Raw genomic sequence first — 17,056 nt, 5'->3', positions numbered from 1 at the left:
GGTCGACGAGGATCGAGTCGACGGCCCTCCGCGTCAGTACAGCGATCGGCCGCGCGACACGCGGGAGTCCGTGCCATCATCGCCTCGTGCAGTTCACCACGACGCTCTTCCAGATCGGCAACAACACCGGCATCGAGGTGCCGCCCGAGGTCCTCGAGGCACTCGGCGGCGGCAAGCGTCCCGCCGTCGCGGTGACGGTGAACGGCTACCGCTTCACCAGCACGGTCGGAGCGATGGGCGGACGCGCGCTCATCCCGTTCTCGGCCGAGAAGCGCCGCGAGACGCAGCTCGCCGGCGGTGACGCGATCGACGTCGTGATCGAGCTCGACACCGCGCCGCGCGAGGTCGCCGTGCCGGAGGACCTGGCGTCCGCGCTGGCCTCGGCGGGCGCTGCGGAGCGCTTCGCCGCGCTCTCGCCGAGCGCGCGGAAGGCCCACGTCACGTCGGTCGAGGGCGCGAAGGCCGCCGAGACGAGGGCGCGCCGCGTCGCCTCGATCGTCGCGGCGCTCGTCGGCTGACGGGCGCGCCACGGTCCGTGACGCGACCTCCCCGCCGGATAGGCTGCCTCCGGCGCCCCACGGCGGAGCGCCCTGGAAGCGGAGTCGGGGGACTTGATGGGTGCGGTTCGGCGTTGGGTGTTCCCGATCGTGTGGATGGTCATCATCGGAGCGGCGAGCATCGCCCTGGTGAAGATCGCGTTCTTCCCGGACGGCGCGGCCGAGGCCGATCCGACGCAGCCGACCGGTGAGATCACCGAGCCGACCGTCACGGTCGCCCGCGGCACGGTCACCAACGACCTCACCCTCCAGGGCACCGTCGCCGCCGACCCCGCCGTGCCGCTGAAGGCGACGGCGGCCGGAACGGTCGACGACGTCTACGTGCAGCAGGGCGCGGCCGTCGCGTCGGGCGATCTCATCTACGACATCCGCGTCGAGACTCCGCGCGAGCCGGTCGAGACGACCGGCCCGGACGGCGCCGTCACCCTCACCCAGCAGGAGCCCTCCGTGCGCTTCGAGCGGGTCTACGCCGCGACCGGCGGCACCCTCAGCGCCCTCGGCGTCATCCACGACCAGGCCGTCACGGTCGGCGAGGTGACCGGACAGGTCGCGCCGCCGAGCTACGCCGTCACCGGCACGATCGACGCGCAGCAGCTCTACCGCATCCAGAACCGGCCGACGGAGGCGCAGGTCGCGATCACCGGCGGGCCCGCGGGCTTCACCTGCACCGACCTCACCATCAGCACCCCTCTCGCCGGAGCCGGCGAGGGCGGCACGACCGGCGGCGCGACGGACGGCGGCGGCGGTGGAACCTCCACCGGCGGCTCCGGCACGAGCTTCACCTGCCAGGTGCCGACGGAGGTCACCGTGTTCCCCGGGCTCGCCGCCTCGGTGACGCTCGCGGGAGGCAAGGCGGAGGACGTCCTCGTCGTGCCGACCACCGCGGTCGAGGGCACCGCCCAGTCCGGCGTCGTGTTCCGCCGGGCGGACGACGGCAGCACCGAGGAGGTCCCGGTGACGCTGGGACTCACCGACGGCAGCTCCGTCGAGATCACCGGCGGAGTGGAGGAGGGCGCCGAGCTCCTGCAGTTCGTGCCGGGCGCGGAGGAGGCGGCTCCCGACGTCCAGCTGGGCGGCGACTGCATCGCGCAGCCCGACGGCTCGGTCTTCTGCTCGTGACCATCCTCCGGCTCGAGGGGATCCGCAAGGTCGTCCCGCTGCCCGATGCACCGCCGCTGACGATCCTCGACGGCGTCGATCTCGAGGTGGGCGAGGGCGACCACGTCTCGGTCGTGGGGCGCAGCGGTTCCGGCAAGTCGACGCTGCTCAACATCCTCGGACTCATCGACGAGCCGACCGAGGGGCGGATGCTGCTCGAGGGTGCTCCCACCGAGACCCTGTCCTCGCGGGCCCGCGCGCGCATCCGCGGCGGCAGCATCGGCTTCATCTTCCAGCAGTTCAACCTGCTGGAGGGGCGGACCGCCCGCGAGAACGTGATGACGCCGCTGCTCTACGCGACCGGATCGGAGTTCTGGCGCCGCCGCGACCTCGCGGCCGAGATGCTGGAGCGCGTCGGCCTCGGGCACCGCGTGGACTCGATGCCCGGGCGCATGTCCGGCGGCGAGCAGCAGCGGATCGCGATCGCCCGCGCCCTGGTGCGCCGACCGCGGCTGATCCTCGCCGACGAGCCGACGGGCGCCCTCGACACCGACACCGGCGAGAGCGTGATGGGCCTGCTCGACGAGATCGCCCGCGAGTCCGGCTCCGCGCTGGTCACCATCACCCACGACCCGGCCATCGCGGCGCGGGCCGAGCGCCACTATCGGCTCGATCACGGCCGCCTGGGCTCGACCGCGGATGCGGGCCCCGTCGCCGAGGGGGTGGTCCTCTGATGCGCGCGCTCGTCGCGATCGCCGGCGCGATCGTCGAGGCGTGGACCGAGCTGCGGATCCACCGCGGACGCGTGCTGCTCTCGCTGATCGGAGTCGCGGTGGCCGTCGCCGCCCTGACCGCGGTCGTCGCCGCCGGCGGCATCGCCCGCCAGGCCAGCATCGAGCAGGCCGAGCGCTCCAGCGGGCGCCCGGCGAGCCTCTTCCTCTCCGCCTACCCCTCCGGCACCGGCACCGCCGAGGTGGATGCCGACGCACTCCAGGCCGCGTGGACCGGTGCGCTCGAGCGCTACTCCATCACCTACGCGAGCCGCTCGACCTACGGCAGCGCGCGCGTCCAGTTCGCCGACGGCGCCGTCGACGTCGCGGTGCAGGCGGTCGACCAGCCCTTCGCCGAGATGCACCGGCTGAAGATCGTGGACGGCTCCTGGTTCACCGCCCGCGACTCCCAGCGCCTCGCTCCCGCCCTCGTCGTCAACGAGCGCTTCTGGGAGCGGATCGGGAGCCCGGATCTGCGCACCCACCCGGTGGTCACCCTGCTCGGCTCCGAGCGCGACGTCACGGGCGTGGTGGTCGGCGTGACTCCCTCCTCGCAGTTCGAGACGGATCCGTCGATGATGATGCTCGCGGACGCCTACCCGGCGGTCGCCCGCGACGCCGACCCGCAGTACGGCGGGCAGGGCGTGCCGAACTACGAGATGTGGGTGCCGCTCGACCTGGCCGAGCCCCTCGCCGCGGCGGTGGAGCGCGACGTGGCCGGCGCCCTGGGATCCGACTTCGAGGTGTCGGTCGACCGGCAGGACTACCTGGTCTACGACTCCGACCCCTTCGGCGTGCTGACCTGGGTGATCGGCGGCGTGGCGGGCCTGGTGCTGGCGCTCGGCGCGCTCGGACTGCTCAACATCGCCCTGGTCACCGTCCGGCAGCGGATCCGCGAGATCGGCATCCGGCGCAGCTTCGGCGCCTCCTCCGGCCGCATCTTCTTCTCGATCATGATGGAGAGCGTCGTGGCGACCGTCGTCGCGGGAGTGGTCGGCGTGACGGTCGCGGTCATCCTCGTCACCAACCCGTGGACGGTGGCCTTCGTGCAGGACAACGGGATCGCCGACATCCCGCCTTTCCCGGCCGAGGCGGCGCTGCTCGGGCTCGGGGCGGCGACCCTCGTCGGCGCGCTCGCGGGCCTGGTGCCGGCGATCGTCGCCGTGCGGGTGAAGGTGATCGACGCGATCCGCTACTGAGGCCCGCCGAGGGTGACGACGAGCTCGTCGCCCTCGAGCACGGCGCGTGCGTCGGAGTAGTGCGCGATCCGGGGCAGCCCCCGGGTGCTCGCACTCTCGTGGCTCCCGACGACGATCACGCGCATGCCGGCGTCCAGACCCGCCCGGATGCCGGCCTCGGCGTCCTCGAACACCAGCGCGTCCTCGGGGGAGACGCCGAGCAGGGCCGCGGCGGCGAGGTAGCCGTCGGGAGCAGGCTTGCCGTTCGCGACGTCGTGCGCGGTGACGACGGTGTCGGGGGAGGGGACGCCCGCCGCAGCCAGACGTGCGGCCGCCAGCGCCGGGCTCGCGGACGTGACCAGGGCGACGCGCTCGCGGGGGAGTGAGGCGAGGAACGCCGTCGCGCCGGGGATCTCGACGGTGCCCTCGGTGTGCTCGAGCTCGTACGCGTCGAGCTCCGCGACGATCGCGTCGACGTCGCTGCCGGCCGGAGCGAAGCGGCGGACGCTGTCGGCGGCGCGGACACCGTGAACGGCGCCGAGCACCGCGTCGTGGTCGAGAGCGAAGCGCTCGGCGAAGGCGCCCCAGATGGTCTCCACGACGGCCGTCGAGTCGACGAGCGTCCCGTCCATGTCGAAGAGGGCGGCGCGGGCTCGGAGGAGGTGGGGCATGCGTCCATCCTGGCGGTCGGCGGCCTCCGGCGCCTGCCGGTGCGGACAGCGCTCGGACAGCGCGCGATCAGCCCGCCCTCAGGCCACGCATCGTGTCACGGCGCTACGGTGGTCCGAGATCGCGGGCAGACGCCCGGAGGGGAGTGGAGGACGCCATGACGGACGACAACGGAACCGGCACGGACCAGGGCGCGAGCACGGGCGGCGAGGCCTCCGGACCCCGCGCCGGGTGGTACCCGGACCCGGCGGGCTCGTCCCGTCAGCGCTGGTGGGACGGGACCGGCTGGACGGAGTCGCTCCGCGACGCGCCGGCGGCCACTCCCACCGCCCCGGCCGAGAGCGGATCGGCGCAGGCCGCCGCGACTCCCGTTCCGCCGACCGCACCGACTCCGCCCGCGCCGCCCGCCGAGCGTCCCGCCTACGGGGAGACGTCGAGCGGAGCGGCGACGAGCTACGGGCAGTCGGCCTCGGGTCGGTATCCGCAGCAGCCGTCGTCCGTCGACCCTCAGCAGGGGTACGGGCAGCAGGGCTACGGGCAGGGCTACGGCCAGCAGGGCGCCGGTCAGCAGCCGCAGCCGCAGCAGCCCTCCGGCCAGCAGGCTCCCCAGCAGTACGGCCAGCAGGGGTACGGCCAGCAGCCCTACGGCCAGCAGCGGCAGCAGCCCTACGGCCAGCAGCAGCCGCAGTACCCGGCCTACGCCGCGGCTCCCGGAGCACCCGTGCAGCAGCGCGACACGAGCATCGTCACGTCCACCCCGTGGATCTGGGTGGTGGTCCTCCTGCCGCTGCTCTCGGCGCTGTCGATCTTCCTCCTCCCGCCGAGCGCGATCGTCGACTCGTCGATGGCCTCGACCTACGGGCCGAGCTCCTCGATGGGGATGTCGACCGCCTACCTCGTCGGCCTCGGCGTGCTCCAGGTCGTCGGCTTCCTGATCTACGCGGCGGAGGTCGTCTTCGCCTTCCTCGACTGGCGCCAGCTGAAGCGAGCCGGCCTGCAGCGTCCGTTCCACTGGGCGTGGGCCTTCCTCGCCGCTCCCTACGTCTACGTGATCGGCCGCAGCGTGGTCGTGAAGCGCGTGACCGGCGGCGGACTCCTCCCGCTCTGGGTCTTCCTCGGCGTCGTGGTCGTGTCGTTCCTCATCGCGATCGGCTGGACGGTGTCGCTCTTCTCCCAGATGACGCAGGCCTTCGCTCCCGCGGGCTTCTGAACCCGTGCGCGCCGCCGATCTCGTCCTGACCGGCGGCGCCGTCTTCACCGCCGACGCCGTGCGCTCCCGAGCGCACGGCGTCGCTGTCGTCGGAGGGCGGATCGTCGCGGTCGGCGCCGACGCCTCCGACCTGATCGGGCCGCGCACCGAGGTGGTCGACCTCGAGGGCCGGATGCTCGTCCCCGGCTTCCAGGACGCCCACGTGCACCCGGTCTGGGGCGGCGCCGCGCTGCTGCGCTGCTGGCTCGGAGCGGGCGGGTCGCCCGCCGAGCACCTGGCGACGGTCGCCGAGTACGCGGCTCGGGAGAGCGGAGCGGAGTGGATCCTCGGCGGCGGCTGGAACCTGCCCGACTTCCCCGGAGGCACCCCGACCGCCCGCGAGCTCGACACGGTCGTCCCTGACCGGCCCGCCTTCCTCACCAACGCCGACGGGCACGGCGCCTGGGTCAACTCCGCCGCACTGCGCCTCGCGGGGATCGACCGCACGACGCCGGACCCCGCCGACGGCCGCATCGAGCGCCTGGCCGACGGCACCCCCTCCGGCACCCTGCACGAGGGGGCGATGGACGCGGTCCGCCGCCATCTCCCGCCCGCCAGCGCGGACGAGCTCCACCGCGCGCTGCTCCTCGGGCAGGAGACCCTGCACTCGTTCGGAGTGACGGCGTGGCAGGACGCGATCATCGGCTCCTACGGCGATGTGGGCGACCCCGGTCCGGTGTACCGCCGCGCGGCGCTGAGCGGCGAGCTGACCGGGCGCGTCCGCGGTGCGCTGTGGTGGGACCGGGGCCGCGGCGTCGAGCAGATCCCGGAGCTCGTCGAGCGGCGCGCGGCGCTCGCCGCCGACGGCTTCGCGCCGACGACCGTCAAGATCATGCAGGACGGGGTCGCCGAGAACTTCACGGCGGCGATGCTCGAGCCCTACCTCGACGGGCACGGCGGCCACGGTCACGGCGACGGCCTCTCGATGGTCGACCCGCGCCTCCTGAACGAGGCCGTGCCGCTCCTGGACGCGGCGGGGTTCCAGGTGCACTTCCACGCGATCGGCGATCGTGCCGTACGCGAGTGCCTGGACGCGGTCGAGCGGGCGATCGAGGCGAACGGGAGCCGCGGCAACCGCCACCACCTCGCCCACCTGCAGGTCGTGCATCCGGACGACCTGCCGCGCTTCCGTGCGCTCGACGTCGCGGCCAACCTGCAGATGCTGTGGGCCTCGCTGGAGCCGCAGATGGTGGAGCTGACGCTGCCGTTCCTCGGTGAGCGGCGCGGCTCGTGGCAGTACCCGTTCGGCGACCTGCTCCGCTCGGGCGCGGTGCTCGCGGCGGGGAGCGACTGGCCGGTGTCGACGCCCGACCCGCTCGCCGCGATCCACGTCGCGGTGAACCGGCTCTCGGCGCCGTCCGAGCGCGAGCCGGGGTGGAGCGAGGAGGTGTTCCTCCCGGAGCAGCGCCTCGACCTCGCCACCGCCCTCTCCGCCTCCACGGCGGGCTCGGCGTGGGTGAACGGCCTGGAGGGCGAGTCGGGCTCGATCGCCGTGGGACTCGCGGCGGACTTCGCCCTGCTGGACCGGGACCCCTTCGCCGGCGACCCCGGCGCGATCGGGGACACCCGGGTGCTGGGCACCTGGATCGGCGGCGAGCGCGTCCACACCGCAGCGGACGCGCCCGCCTGATCCGGGTCGTTCAGGAGGCGGCGCTCAGCAGGTGATCGCTCCGCCGATGATCCCCGCGAGCAGCCCGCCGGTCGCGGAGGCGATCGCGCCGGGACCGGAGATCGCGCCGATCACCCCGCCGGTCGCGGCACCGCTGACGCCGCTCCCGGCGACGCAGTGGCCCCACTAGGCGAGCTCCAGTCGCTGTTCAGGTGCAGGCCGCCCACCGCCGAGCGGGACGCCGAGTCCGGGGCGAAGTGGAAGGTGAGCGTGTCGGAGTCGTCGATCGACCAGTGGCCCGACACGGTGCGGCCGCGTCCGACGTCGATCCTCTCCGGGGGTGCGTCGGACGTCTCGGCGCCGTCCGTGAAGCCGACCCCGCCGCCCGCCGGCTCGACGATCCGCGTGCCGTCGGTGACATCGAAGGTCACCGTCGACGCCGATCCGCACCGTGCCTCGAGGTGCACCCGGCTGCTCGTCTCCTGCCTCGCCGGCTCGGCGCGCGCGGCCTGCGCTGTGAACAGCGGCACCGCCAGCAGAGCGGCCGCCGCCGCGACCAGTGCCGTGCTCGTCCTCTGTCGTTCCATCGTCGTTCCCTCCCTCGGATTCCGATCCAGGAGGGAGGGCTCAGCGCCGCCGGTCGACGAGGGCGAGGACGACGGACGCCACCGCTGCCGCGACGGCGGCGGTGACCACGACCTCCCGCGGATCCTCGGCGCCCACCGCGGTCGCGACGAGGTACCCGGCCAGGACGCCGACGAACAGAGCCGGCAGCATCAGCCGGATGCGCCGTCTCCGTCGTGCCGCCGTACCGGCCTGTTCCCTGTCGCTCATGCTCACCCTCCTGGATTCACCATACAGGTATGGAGTACCAGGCGGTCGCGACGCGCGTCGAGGAGGTGGCGCGATCCGTCAGGCCTCGCTGCGCTGGATGAGGCGGGAGAGGACGATCGCGGAGCGCGTGTGGTCGACGTTGGGTGCGATGCGGACCTTCTCGAGGGCGAGCTCGAGGCTGGGGATGTCACGCGAGCGGATGTGGACGATCGCGTCGGCGGAGCCGGTGACCGTACCCGCGTCGACGACCTCGGGGACCGCGGAGAGGATGCGGCGGAGCTCGTCCGGAGCGACGGTGCCGCGGCAGAAGAGCTCGACGTAGGCCTCGGTGGCCATGCCGTCGACCGCGGGGTCGACCTTGATCGTGAAGCCGCGGATCACGCCGTCGGCCACGAGGCGGTCGACGCGGCGCTTCACCGCGGAGGCGGAGAGCCCGACCACGCCGCCGATGTCGCCGTAGCCCGCGCGGGAGTTCTGGCGCAGCAGATCGAGGATCTTCCGATCGATGTTGTCCATGCTCCGAGGATAGGCGCGGCCGGAGCGGCGCCTGGACGGCGGCCGAGTGCCACTGGAGATTCGCGACGCCCGGCTATATAGTTGCTCTCGGTCAATAGTTGATCGCGGTCAACTAGAACCGCCGCCGTGCTGAAGAGGAGCCCATGTCACACCCCGAACACCGCGCCGCATCGCGCGGAACCACCGCGCCCCACGCCCCCGCCGGGCCGGACGGCGCCATGTCGCACCGCCAGGTGCTCGAATCGCTCAGCGGCCTGCTGCTGGGCATGTTCGTCTCGATCCTCGCGGGCACGGTCGTGTCGACCTCGCTGCCCCGGATCATCTCCGACCTCAAGGGCGACCAGAACGCCTACACCTGGGTCGTCACCGCGACCCTGCTCGCGACCACGGTCTCCACCCCGCTCTGGGGCAAGTTCGCCGACCTGTTCAACCGCAAGCTGCTGATCCAGCTCGCCCTCGGGCTGTTCGTCATCGGCTCCGCCCTGGCCGGCTTCTCGCAGGACACGAACATGCTGATCGTCTTCCGCGTGTTCCAGGGCCTGGGCGCCGGCGGACTCGCCGCGCTGAGCCAGATCATCATGGCCGACATCATCAGCCCCCGTGAGCGCGGCAAGTACGCCGGCCTCTTCGGCGGCGTGATGGCGATCGGCACCGTCGGCGGCCCGCTCCTGGGCGGCGTCGTGACCGACGCGTTCGGCTGGCGCTGGAACTTCTTCATCGCGATGCCCGTCGCGATCGTCGCGATCGTCCTCCTCCAGATGACCCTCCGCCTCCCCGCGCACCCGAAGCGCAAGGTGCGGATCGACTACCTCGGCGCCGTGCTCATCGCGGGCGGAGTCTCGCTCCTGCTGATCTGGGTCTCCCTCGCCGGCAAGAACTTCGACTGGGCCTCGTGGGAGACCGCGGTCATGGTCGGCGGTGCCGTCGTGCTGCTGATCGCCGCCGTGATCACCGAGCTCACCGTGGCCGAGCCGATCATCCCGATGGGGATGTTCAAGAACCGCACCTTCAGCCTCGCCGTCGTGGCGAGCATCTCGGTCGGCGTCTCGATGTTCGGCGTCGCCGTCTTCCTCGCGCAGTACATGCAGCTGGCCCGCGGAGCCACGCCGACCCAGTCGGGCCTGCTCACCATCCCGATGATGGCCGGCCTGCTGATCGCGTCGACGATCTTCGGCGGGATCATCTCCCGCACCGGCAAGTGGAAGGCGATCATGATCAGCGGCGGCGTGCTCGCCGTGATCGGAACCTCCCTCCTCAGCACCCTCCGCTACGACACGGACCTGGTCCTCGTCGGGATCTACATGGCCGTCCTCGGCGCCGGCCTGGGCATGCTGATGCAGAACCTCGTCCTGGTGGTGCAGAACTCGATCGAGGTGAAGAACCTCGGCGTCGCGACCAGCGCGGTCACGTTCTTCCGCAGCCTCGGCGGCACCGTCGGAGTCTCGGTCCTGGGCTCGATGCTCGGCACCGTGATCGCCGACCGCATCAAGACCGGCATCGCGGGTCTCGCGCCCGCCGACCAGGCTCTCGCCGCGCAGGCGCTGGGCAGCGGCACGATCCCGCAGCCGGCGACCCTGCCCGACGCCGTGCGCGTCGTGGTCGAGAGCGCCTACGGGATCGGCGTGGGTGACGTGTTCCTCTACAGCATCCCGCTCGCCGTGGTCACGCTGATCGCCGTCGTCCTCCTGCCGAACGTGAGCCTCGGCTCGAAGAACGCGGTGCAGCTCAAGGCGGAGCCGACCACTCCGCTGCAGGCCGCGGAGGACGCCCTCATCGCCGCCTCGGACGGCCAGGCGGCGCTCCGCCCCGTCGGCCAGGCCCGGCGGACGGACGACGCGACGCACGCCCGGGAGGGTCGCGAGGCCACTCCCGCCGGACACGGCCGCCACGCCGACGAGGAGCGGCAGGAGGAGCCGGTCGGGCACGCCCGGCACGCTGCTCCCACCGGCTCCGTCGACGTGATCGAGCGCTCCTGATGCCCGCCGCCGCGCCCTCGGCCGAGGCGCTGCACGAGGTCGAGGAGCAGATCACCGTGCTCGCCGTCCAGGTGCGCCTCGCCGTCCGGGACGCGGCGGCGTCGATCGACCCGGCGCTGCCGCCCTTCGGACTGCGGCTGCTGCGGATCCTCGAGCGCTGCGGTCCGGTTCACTCCGGCGCCGCGGCGGAGCGGCTCGGGGTCGACCGCAGCGCGATCAGCCGCCAGGCCCGCCAGCTCGCCGAGCTGGGCCTGGTCGAGATGACCTCCGATCCCGCCGACGGCCGAGCGCGGTTCCTCTCGCTCAGTTCGGCCGGATGCGAGCGGATGCGCGACCTCGGCGGCCGTCAGCGGCAGCGGATGCAGGAGGCGCTGAGCGCCTGGCCCGAGGAGGACCTGCGCGCGTTCGCGGGATATCTGGAGCGGCTGACTGCGGCGGAGTGAGCCGCGTGATCTGAACGAGTGGCGCGGACCGATGCGGTCCGCGCCACTTCTGCGTGCCGCCGGACGCGGCGCGGGCGCGCTGACCGCGCGCCGTCTCGCGCCACCCGGTGCCGACGCCGTCGTGGTCGTTCTACATTTCCTGAGATGTTCTCACTCAGGAGGCGATGACCCTGTTCTCTTTCGACCATGCAGCAGCGGCGGAGCTGGTCCGCGCCTCGGACGAGGCGGCGGAGGCGCTCGCCTCCCAGGAGCTGCTGAGGTCCGTCGCTGCCGAGTACGCACTGGGCGAGTTCCGCGGCGCGTACGCCGAGCTGTTCCGCCGGGTCCGCCTCTGCGACAGGGAGAACCGCGGTCGGCTGAGCGCCGAGCTGCACGAGCTCGCCGACACGGTGCGGCTCGTGGCGAGGAAGGCCGAGGAGGAGCGTCGGCGCCGGGAGGAGTACGCGGCCTGGGAGCGGCGGGCGGACGAGCGCGAGCAGCAGCGCCGCCTCGATCCGGTCGCGGCCCTCGCGGCGGGAGTCGACGAGGTCGTCGACCGGCCGCCGTCCGATCGGCCGGTCGTGCCTCCGCCGATCCGTGCGCTGTTCTCCCCCCGGTCGGTGCCCCGCACGTCCCCGGGCGTCCCCGCCGCGGGAGGCACGACCTCCGCCGACCCGGAGCGCCTCGACGTCTTCGTCTCGCAGACCCGGCAGTCGGACGAGGCGATGCGCTCCCGGCTCCAGGATCTGATGGCCGCCTGGGGAGCCTTCGGCAACCGCTGCTCGTGGGCGCCGGTCGAGTCCTTCTCGGTGCTCCGGGGCTTCCGCGAGCTGCTGTCGATCGGTGCGGCCGACGCGACCTGGGTCGAGCAGATCTCCCTGGCCTTCACCGCCGCGGGGGGAGCGGCGCTCTCCGTTCCGGTCCTCGACGCCGTCGGCACCCTGGCGCGGCCCCGGGGCGGCCGGAGCCTGCTCGACTCCCTCGCGGCGCTCTCGTCCGACGATCTCGCGACACTCCTGGCGGCGTCGCCCGACCTCGCGGCGCGCCTCGGGCGACTGGCTCCGACCCTCGTGAACGACTGGTGGCGGAGCCTCGACTCCACGGACGGCGCGCGCTTCTCGCCGCAGCAGGAGGCGCTGATCGCCGGTCTGCCCGGGGTGATCGGGAATCTGGAGGGGGTGCCCTACCGCGCCCGGGCGAGGGCGAACGAGAGGGCGCTGAGGGCGCGGATCGCGGCGCTGAGGAGCGAGGCGGCGGGCCTGCGCGGGAAGGCGGGCGACGGGGAGCGACTCGCGGCGGTGGAGTCGCAGCTGGTGGCGCTGAGGGACGTCCGGGCATCGCTGCGGCGCGGTCCCGGTCAGGACCCGCGCTTCCTCATCTCCCTGACCGCCGACGAGCCTCCGCTGGCCGCCGTCTCGATCGGCGATCCCGACACCGCCACGAACGTCACCTACGCCGTCCCCGGAATGGGACAGACGACGGAGAGCATGACCCGATGGACGAAGGCGTCGCAGAATCTGCAGTCGCTCCTCCCGCCCGGCAGCGCCGTCGTCTCCTGGATCGGCTACGAGACCCCGCCGATGGCGCGGCTCGGCGGGAACGGCATGGACGTCCTCACCTCGAACCAGGCGGTCGCCGGCGGCGCCGCACTCGCCTCGGCTGTCCAGGGGCTCTCCGCGGTCCGGGGCGACGACCTGCCGAAGCCGAACGTCGTCGCCCACTCCTACGGCAGCACCGTCATGGCCGTCGCCGCCTCGCGCTCGGACGTCGAGCTCGGGGTCGTCGTGACGCTGGGCTCGGCCGGCCTCCCGGACAGCGTCGACGAGGCGAGCGACCTGCACGCGGAATCCGTCTTCGCGGGGCAGGCGCGGGACAAGTACCTCGGCGAGACCGAGAGCGGCGACGAGGCCGCGTGGATGGGCCGCGCCTTCAGCTGGAACCACCACACGGATCCCGCTGACGAGGACTTCGGCGCGCGCGTCTTCGGTGTGGAGACCGGAGGCGACGCCGGGAGGATCGTGACGGATCACGCTGCGCTGAAGAGCGACGACGGCGATCTCGCGGGGTATCTCGACACGAACACCGAGTCCCTGCAGAACGCGGCGTGGGCCGTCTCCCGGCGACTCGACCTGCTGACCGAGAACCGGCCGCTCGGACCGACCGCCTTCCAGAAGGCGGTCGTGGGAGCCTCCCATGGCGGGTAGAGGCTCTCCTCAGCGGACGGGCGTCGCGCTGACCGTCGCCGCTCTGCTCGTGATGTCGATGACCGCTTGTGCAACGGAGAAGGAGGCGAGACCGGTGAGCACGATGAGTCCTCGGGAGGGTCGGGATCGGGTGGTGGAGTTCGTGCGGGACTCCGCGGGGCGGCTCGATGTGGAGGGGTGGTGGCCGCGGAGCGGCGCGGCCAGGCCCGATGTGTGCGGCCCCGGCGACCGGCTGAGCGGTGCGAGCTACAGCTACGCCTGGTGGGCCCCGGCGGGCACCGATGTCGAGGGGGATGCGCGGAAGGTCGCGGACTACTGGGAGTCTCTGGGGATGACGGTGAGAGTGACGGATTCGACTCCGCGCCCGACGGTCTACGGGCAGGGCGGACCGGTGCTGCGGGCGAGCTTCGTCACCGGCGCTGTCGAGGAGATGTACATGATCGGGGCGGAGATGCCGTGCGCGCCCGGCGATTTCGAATCACTCCTCCTCGAGGACGAGGCTCAGCGCGCGGCGGGCGCGGTCCTTCCGGGTGACGAAGGGGTCGTCCCGAAGCCGGATCCGTGGGACCTCCCACTCCAGTCCGATCCGTCGGGTTCCGGCTCGGAGGGATGAGCCGCCCCGTCCACCGCGTCCGGATCGGAGATGCCGACGTCGCTTCCGTTGCCGGGGGAGGGGTCGGCCTCAGCGCGGTGCGCCCACCAGCTGCGCGACGTGCACGACGAAGGCGCGGCGGCGGTCGCGCGTCTCCTCCCCGCCCCGGGAGGCGAAGGGGGTGAGGTGCCAGATCTCGCAGAGGCCGAGGAGGGCGATGAAGAGGTCGTCGGCGGACCAGCTCGCGTCGACGACGCCGGTGCGCTGCCACTCGAGGACCCGGGCCTCGGGGGCGGGGACCCCGCCGAGCTGCTCGCCGGCCTCCTCCCAGACGCCGGCTCCCTCCAAGCGCGCCCAGGTGAGCAGGCGCAGGAACTCCGGGTGCTCCCACACGTGGTCGAACATGCGGCCCGCGAGGTCGGGGAGGTCCGCCGCCTCGGCGAGGAGCGTCTCGTCGAGAGCGCCGAGCGCCTCGACGACGGTCGCGACGAACAGGCCGCGCTTGCCGCCGTAGTAGGCGTAGAGCCGCTCCTTGTTCAGACCCGCGGCCGCGGCCACGCGGTCGACCCGGGCGCCCGCGAAGCCGTGGGCGGCGAACTCGACGGAGGCGGCGCGGAGGATCCGCTCGCGTGCGGGCAGCGCCGCATCGGATGTCGGCTCCATGGTTCACCTCCGGGCGCTCGAACGATACACTCTTCTTCGCCCAACCAACTGGTTGGGGTGGTTCGGCCCCGATGACGCGGCTCGGATCCGGACCCGCCGGTCCCGCTCCGCTCCGTGTGAAAGGCCGCCATGCCCTCCCCGTCCGCTCCCTCCTCCGCCCGCCGCTGGTGGGTGCTCGTGATCCTCGCGCTCACGCAGCTCGTCGTCGTGCTCGACGGCACCATCGTCACGATCGCCCTCCCCGCCGCGCAGGCCGACCTCGGCCTCACCGACGTCGAGCGCCAGTGGGTCGTCACCGCCTACGCCCTCGCGTTCGGCGCGCTCCTGCTCCTGGGCGGCCGCATCGCCGACTACACCGGCCGCAAGCGCACCTACCTGATCGGGATGATCGGCTTCGGCGCCGCCTCCGCCTGGGGCGGCCTCGCCACCTCCGGCACCGAGCTGATCGCCGCCCGCGGGCTGCAGGGCGCCTTCGCCGCGCTGCTCGCCCCGGCCGCCCTGGCCCTCCTCACCGTCTCCTTCCCCTCCGGCCGCGAGCGGGGCACGGCCTTCGCCGTCTTCGGAGCGGTCGCCGGAGCGGGCGCCGCCGTCGGCCTCGTGCTGGGCGGGCTGCTCACCGAGTTCGCCGACTGGCGCTGGTGCCTCCTCGTCAACGTCCCCGTCGTCGTGGTCGGCGCGATCGCCGGCCAGCTGCTCGTCACCGAGAGCCGCGCGGAGGGGCGCAACCGCTTCGACGTCGCCGGGACGATCACCGTCGCGCTCGGGCTCGCGAGCGTCGTCTACGGCTTCACCCTCGCCGAGCAGGGCTGGCTCCGCGTCGACACCCTCGGCTTTCTCCTCGCCGGCGTGCTGCTGCTGGCCCTCTTCGTGCGGATCCAGGCCCGCTCGGACCACCCGTCGCTGCCGCTGCGCATCGTCGCCGACCGCGTCCGCGGCGGAGCCTTCCTGGTCCAGGCGATCGTCGGCAGCGTGATGATCGGCTCCACCCTCTACCTGACCCTGCACCTGCAGCTGGTCCTGGGCCTGCCGCCGCTCGAGGCGGGCCTGGCCAACCTGCCGATGACGGTGACGATCATGATCGTCGCGGGAGTCGCCGCCAAGCTGCTGCCGCGCACCGGCCCGCGCGTGCTGATGATCGTCGGCCCGCTGATCGCGGCGGCCGGGCTCCTCTACCTGAGCCGCATCACCTCCGACGGCGGCTACCTCCTCGAGGTGCTGCCCGCGCTGATCCTCCTGGGCGTCGGCATGGCGATGGTCTTCGTGCCGCTGCAGAACCTCGCGCTCACCGGAGTCGCGGCCCACGACGCCGGTGCCGCCGGAGCGACCGCCAACGCCGCCATGCAGATCGGCGGCTCGATCGGGCTGTCGATCTTCACGACCCTCTACGCGGGAGTCGCGGGCGAGCAGCAGTCGCCGGTCGCCTTCGTCGACGGCTACTCCGCGGTCTTCGTCGCGGCCGCGATCGGGCTGGTCGTCGCCTCCGTCGTCGCCGTCGCGATGATCCGGGTGAAGAAGGAGGAGTTCCTCGCCCAGGCTCCGAAGGAGGCCGTCGCTCACCTGGGCTGATCCCGGCATAGGCTCGGAAGCGCCATGCAGCCACTGACCGAGACCGAGATCCGCGAGTCCTTCGTCAACGCCTCCCGCAAGGAGGTCGCCGATCTCGCGCTGCCGAAGGACTTCGACGCGCTGGACTGGTCGGTCATCGACCATCTCGGCTGGCGGGACCGGAGGATGGGCCGCCGCGCCTACGTCGTCGTGCCGCTGGAGGAGCGCCTCGTCGGGGTCCTGCTCACCCAGGCGGACGCCCTGCCGCGCTCGCGGGCGCAGTGCTCGTGGTGCCGCGACGTGCAGCTCCCGAACGACGTCGTCTTCTTCGGGGCGCGGAAGGCCGGAGCGGCCGGGCGGGCGGGGGACTCGCTCGGCACGCTCGTCTGCTCCCGCTTCGAGTGCTCGGTGAACGTGCGGCGGCGCCCGTCGGTGGCCTACATCGGCTTCGACCTCGAGGCGGCGCGAGCGCAGCGGATCGCGACTCTGCGGGCGCGCACCGAGGGCTTCGCGCGCGAGGTGCTCGGCGAGGCGTGACCGCGGTCAGCGGCGCGTGGATGCGCGCACGTGCATCCGCTCGCCCTGGCGGCCGAAGAGGCTGAGGAACTCGACCTGCTGCTCGTCGGCGCGGCCGAACCAGTGCGGCACCCGGGTGTCGAACTCGGCGGCCTCGCCGGCCGGCAGCACCAGATCGTGCTCGCCGAGCCGCAGGCGGAGCCGCCCGCTCAGGACGTAGAGCCACTCGAAGCCCTCGTGCGCGCGCTGCTCCGCCGGCTCCGTCACCGGCCCGGCCGGGAGCGTGTGCTTGAACGCCTGGAGCGCGCCCGCGTCGCGGCTGAGCGGCTGGATGAGCATGCCGTTCCGGCGCACCGGCCGCCCGTGCACGCGGGGATCCTCCGGCGCGGCACCGACGAGCTCGTCGAGCGGCGCCCCGAGGGCGCGGGCGATCGGAAGGAGCAGCTCCAGCGTCGCGCGACGGCCTCCGCTCTCGAGGCGCGAGAGGGTGCTCGCCGAGATGCCGGTCTCGGCCGCGAGGGACGCGAGCGTGCGGTCGCGGCGGGTGCGCAGGCGCCGGAGCCGTGGTCCGACGGCGGCGACGAGGACGTCGCGGAGACTGCGGCCGAGGGCGGTGGCGGCGGCGAGGCCGGCGAAGGAGGCGCCGAGGATCAGGACG

Annotated in this window: 18 protein-coding genes; 12 read left to right on the top strand and 6 right to left on the bottom strand. The window is 73.2% G+C overall.

What is annotated here, in order from left to right; translation table 11 throughout:
- The first annotated feature begins 86 nt into the window (after positions 1-86).
- The 4 genes from C5C59_RS09650 (at position 87) to C5C59_RS09635 (ending at position 3,624) form a co-directional block, all read left to right on the top strand.
- On the top strand, positions 87-518 hold the full coding sequence (locus tag C5C59_RS09650) for a YdeI/OmpD-associated family protein (protein ID WP_104233100.1): 432 nt from the start codon (positions 87-89) through the stop codon (positions 516-518).
- Between the two features lie 135 nt (positions 519-653).
- Positions 654-1,676 (top strand): efflux RND transporter periplasmic adaptor subunit, encoded by a 1,023-nt coding sequence (locus tag C5C59_RS09645; protein WP_146082799.1) that lies wholly within the window; start codon positions 654-656, stop codon positions 1,674-1,676.
- Positions 1,673-2,389, top strand: a complete 717-nt coding sequence (locus C5C59_RS09640; protein WP_104233102.1) for an ABC transporter ATP-binding protein — start codon at positions 1,673-1,675, stop codon at positions 2,387-2,389. The genes C5C59_RS09645 and C5C59_RS09640 overlap by 4 nt, the downstream gene beginning before the upstream one ends.
- The gene (locus C5C59_RS09635; RefSeq protein WP_104237635.1) at positions 2,389-3,624 is read left to right on the top strand and encodes an ABC transporter permease; all 1,236 of its coding nucleotides are present in this window, start codon (positions 2,389-2,391) and stop codon (positions 3,622-3,624) included. Before C5C59_RS09640 ends, C5C59_RS09635 begins: the two co-directional genes overlap by 1 nt.
- On the opposite strand, the gene C5C59_RS09630 is transcribed toward C5C59_RS09635, so the two are convergent.
- On the bottom strand, positions 3,618-4,274 hold the full coding sequence (locus C5C59_RS09630) for an HAD-IA family hydrolase (RefSeq protein WP_104237636.1): 657 nt from the start codon (positions 4,272-4,274) through the stop codon (positions 3,618-3,620). The genes C5C59_RS09635 and C5C59_RS09630 overlap by 7 nt on opposite strands.
- A gap of 155 nt (positions 4,275-4,429) precedes the next feature.
- Here C5C59_RS09630 and C5C59_RS09625 point away from each other — a divergent pair, with 155 nt between their 5' ends.
- Positions 4,430-5,482, top strand: a complete 1,053-nt coding sequence (locus C5C59_RS09625; protein ID WP_146082800.1) for a DUF2510 domain-containing protein — start codon at positions 4,430-4,432, stop codon at positions 5,480-5,482.
- Between the two features lie 4 nt (positions 5,483-5,486).
- The gene (locus tag C5C59_RS09620; RefSeq protein WP_104237638.1) at positions 5,487-7,151 is read left to right on the top strand and encodes an amidohydrolase; all 1,665 of its coding nucleotides are present in this window, start codon (positions 5,487-5,489) and stop codon (positions 7,149-7,151) included.
- 110 nt (positions 7,152-7,261) lie between these two features.
- On the opposite strand, the gene C5C59_RS09615 is transcribed toward C5C59_RS09620, so the two are convergent.
- The 3 genes from C5C59_RS09615 to C5C59_RS09610 form a co-directional block, all read right to left on the bottom strand.
- The gene (locus C5C59_RS09615) at positions 7,262-7,717 is read right to left on the bottom strand and encodes a hypothetical protein (protein WP_104237639.1); all 456 of its coding nucleotides are present in this window, start codon (positions 7,715-7,717) and stop codon (positions 7,262-7,264) included.
- A gap of 40 nt (positions 7,718-7,757) precedes the next feature.
- Positions 7,758-7,964 (bottom strand): hypothetical protein, encoded by a 207-nt coding sequence (locus C5C59_RS17025; RefSeq protein WP_146082801.1) that lies wholly within the window; start codon positions 7,962-7,964, stop codon positions 7,758-7,760.
- A 78-nt stretch (positions 7,965-8,042) separates the two neighbouring features.
- Positions 8,043-8,480, bottom strand: coding sequence for an Lrp/AsnC family transcriptional regulator (locus C5C59_RS09610; protein WP_104222855.1), 438 nt, complete (start codon positions 8,478-8,480; stop codon positions 8,043-8,045).
- A 218-nt stretch (positions 8,481-8,698) separates the two neighbouring features.
- Here C5C59_RS09610 and C5C59_RS09605 point away from each other — a divergent pair, with 218 nt between their 5' ends.
- The 4 genes from C5C59_RS09605 (at position 8,699) to C5C59_RS09590 (ending at position 13,695) form a co-directional block, all read left to right on the top strand.
- A complete protein-coding gene (locus C5C59_RS09605) occupies positions 8,699-10,456 on the top strand; it encodes an MDR family MFS transporter (protein WP_104237640.1) in 1,758 nt (585 codons plus the stop codon).
- Entirely contained in the window at positions 10,456-10,899 is a 444-nt protein-coding gene (locus C5C59_RS09600) for a MarR family winged helix-turn-helix transcriptional regulator (RefSeq protein ID WP_104237641.1), read from the top strand. The genes C5C59_RS09605 and C5C59_RS09600 overlap by 1 nt, the downstream gene beginning before the upstream one ends.
- 164 nt (positions 10,900-11,063) lie before the next feature.
- On the top strand, positions 11,064-13,082 hold the full coding sequence (locus C5C59_RS09595; protein ID WP_104237642.1) for an alpha/beta hydrolase: 2,019 nt from the start codon (positions 11,064-11,066) through the stop codon (positions 13,080-13,082).
- Positions 13,083-13,212: 130 nt separating this feature from the next.
- Positions 13,213-13,695, top strand: a complete 483-nt coding sequence (locus C5C59_RS09590) for a hypothetical protein (protein WP_146082802.1) — start codon at positions 13,213-13,215, stop codon at positions 13,693-13,695.
- A gap of 69 nt (positions 13,696-13,764) precedes the next feature.
- Here C5C59_RS09590 and C5C59_RS09585 read toward each other — a convergent pair whose 3' ends face one another.
- Positions 13,765-14,337 carry a TetR family transcriptional regulator gene (locus tag C5C59_RS09585; RefSeq protein ID WP_104222850.1) on the bottom strand — a complete coding sequence of 191 codons (573 nt, stop codon included), beginning with the start codon at positions 14,335-14,337 and terminating at the stop codon, positions 13,765-13,767.
- Between the two features lie 129 nt (positions 14,338-14,466).
- On the opposite strand from C5C59_RS09585, the gene C5C59_RS09580 reads away from it, so the two are divergent.
- Together C5C59_RS09580 and C5C59_RS09575 are read left to right on the top strand one after the other, a co-directional pair.
- Positions 14,467-15,903 carry an MFS transporter gene (locus C5C59_RS09580; protein ID WP_104237644.1) on the top strand — a complete coding sequence of 479 codons (1,437 nt, stop codon included), beginning with the start codon at positions 14,467-14,469 and terminating at the stop codon, positions 15,901-15,903.
- A 24-nt stretch (positions 15,904-15,927) separates the two neighbouring features.
- Positions 15,928-16,419: an FBP domain-containing protein gene (locus tag C5C59_RS09575; protein ID WP_104222848.1), complete on the top strand. Its 492-nt coding sequence runs from the start codon at positions 15,928-15,930 to the stop codon at positions 16,417-16,419.
- Between the two features lie 6 nt (positions 16,420-16,425).
- On the opposite strand, the gene C5C59_RS09570 is transcribed toward C5C59_RS09575, so the two are convergent.
- The gene (locus tag C5C59_RS09570; protein ID WP_104251267.1) at positions 16,426-17,049 is read right to left on the bottom strand and encodes a helix-turn-helix domain-containing protein; all 624 of its coding nucleotides are present in this window, start codon (positions 17,047-17,049) and stop codon (positions 16,426-16,428) included.
- Positions 17,050-17,056: the final 7 nt, after the last annotated feature.

Origin of the sequence: Rathayibacter sp. AY1F4 (assembly GCF_002931775.1) — a bacterium.
Classification (GTDB): Bacteria; Actinomycetota; Actinomycetes; order Actinomycetales; family Microbacteriaceae; genus Rathayibacter.
The sequence above is the reverse complement of the archived record's forward strand: the minus strand, read 5'-3'. Positions and strand labels throughout refer to the sequence as shown.

What these genes read in the sequence shown, in the direction of transcription:
- C5C59_RS09645 (WP_146082799.1), top strand. Translation starts at nt 654, where the DNA reads ATGGTCATCATCGGAGCGGCGAGCATCGCCCTGGTGAAGATCGCGTTC.
- C5C59_RS09635 (WP_104237635.1), top strand. Translation starts at nt 2,389, where the DNA reads ATGCGCGCGCTCGTCGCGATCGCCGGCGCGATCGTCGAGGCGTGGACC.
- C5C59_RS09630 (WP_104237636.1), bottom strand. Translation starts at nt 4,274, where the DNA reads ATGCCCCACCTCCTCCGAGCCCGCGCCGCCCTCTTCGACATGGACGGG.
- C5C59_RS09625 (WP_146082800.1), top strand. Translation starts at nt 4,430, where the DNA reads ATGACGGACGACAACGGAACCGGCACGGACCAGGGCGCGAGCACGGGC.
- C5C59_RS09615 (WP_104237639.1), bottom strand. Translation starts at nt 7,717, where the DNA reads ATGGAACGACAGAGGACGAGCACGGCACTGGTCGCGGCGGCGGCCGCT.
- C5C59_RS17025 (WP_146082801.1), bottom strand. Translation starts at nt 7,964, where the DNA reads ATGAGCGACAGGGAACAGGCCGGTACGGCGGCACGACGGAGACGGCGC.
- C5C59_RS09610 (WP_104222855.1), bottom strand. Translation starts at nt 8,480, where the DNA reads ATGGACAACATCGATCGGAAGATCCTCGATCTGCTGCGCCAGAACTCC.
- C5C59_RS09605 (WP_104237640.1), top strand. Translation starts at nt 8,699, where the DNA reads ATGTCGCACCGCCAGGTGCTCGAATCGCTCAGCGGCCTGCTGCTGGGC.
- C5C59_RS09600 (WP_104237641.1), top strand. Translation starts at nt 10,456, where the DNA reads ATGCCCGCCGCCGCGCCCTCGGCCGAGGCGCTGCACGAGGTCGAGGAG.
- C5C59_RS09595 (WP_104237642.1), top strand. Translation starts at nt 11,064, where the DNA reads ATGACCCTGTTCTCTTTCGACCATGCAGCAGCGGCGGAGCTGGTCCGC.
- C5C59_RS09585 (WP_104222850.1), bottom strand. Translation starts at nt 14,337, where the DNA reads ATGGAGCCGACATCCGATGCGGCGCTGCCCGCACGCGAGCGGATCCTC.
- C5C59_RS09580 (WP_104237644.1), top strand. Translation starts at nt 14,467, where the DNA reads ATGCCCTCCCCGTCCGCTCCCTCCTCCGCCCGCCGCTGGTGGGTGCTC.
- C5C59_RS09575 (WP_104222848.1), top strand. Translation starts at nt 15,928, where the DNA reads ATGCAGCCACTGACCGAGACCGAGATCCGCGAGTCCTTCGTCAACGCC.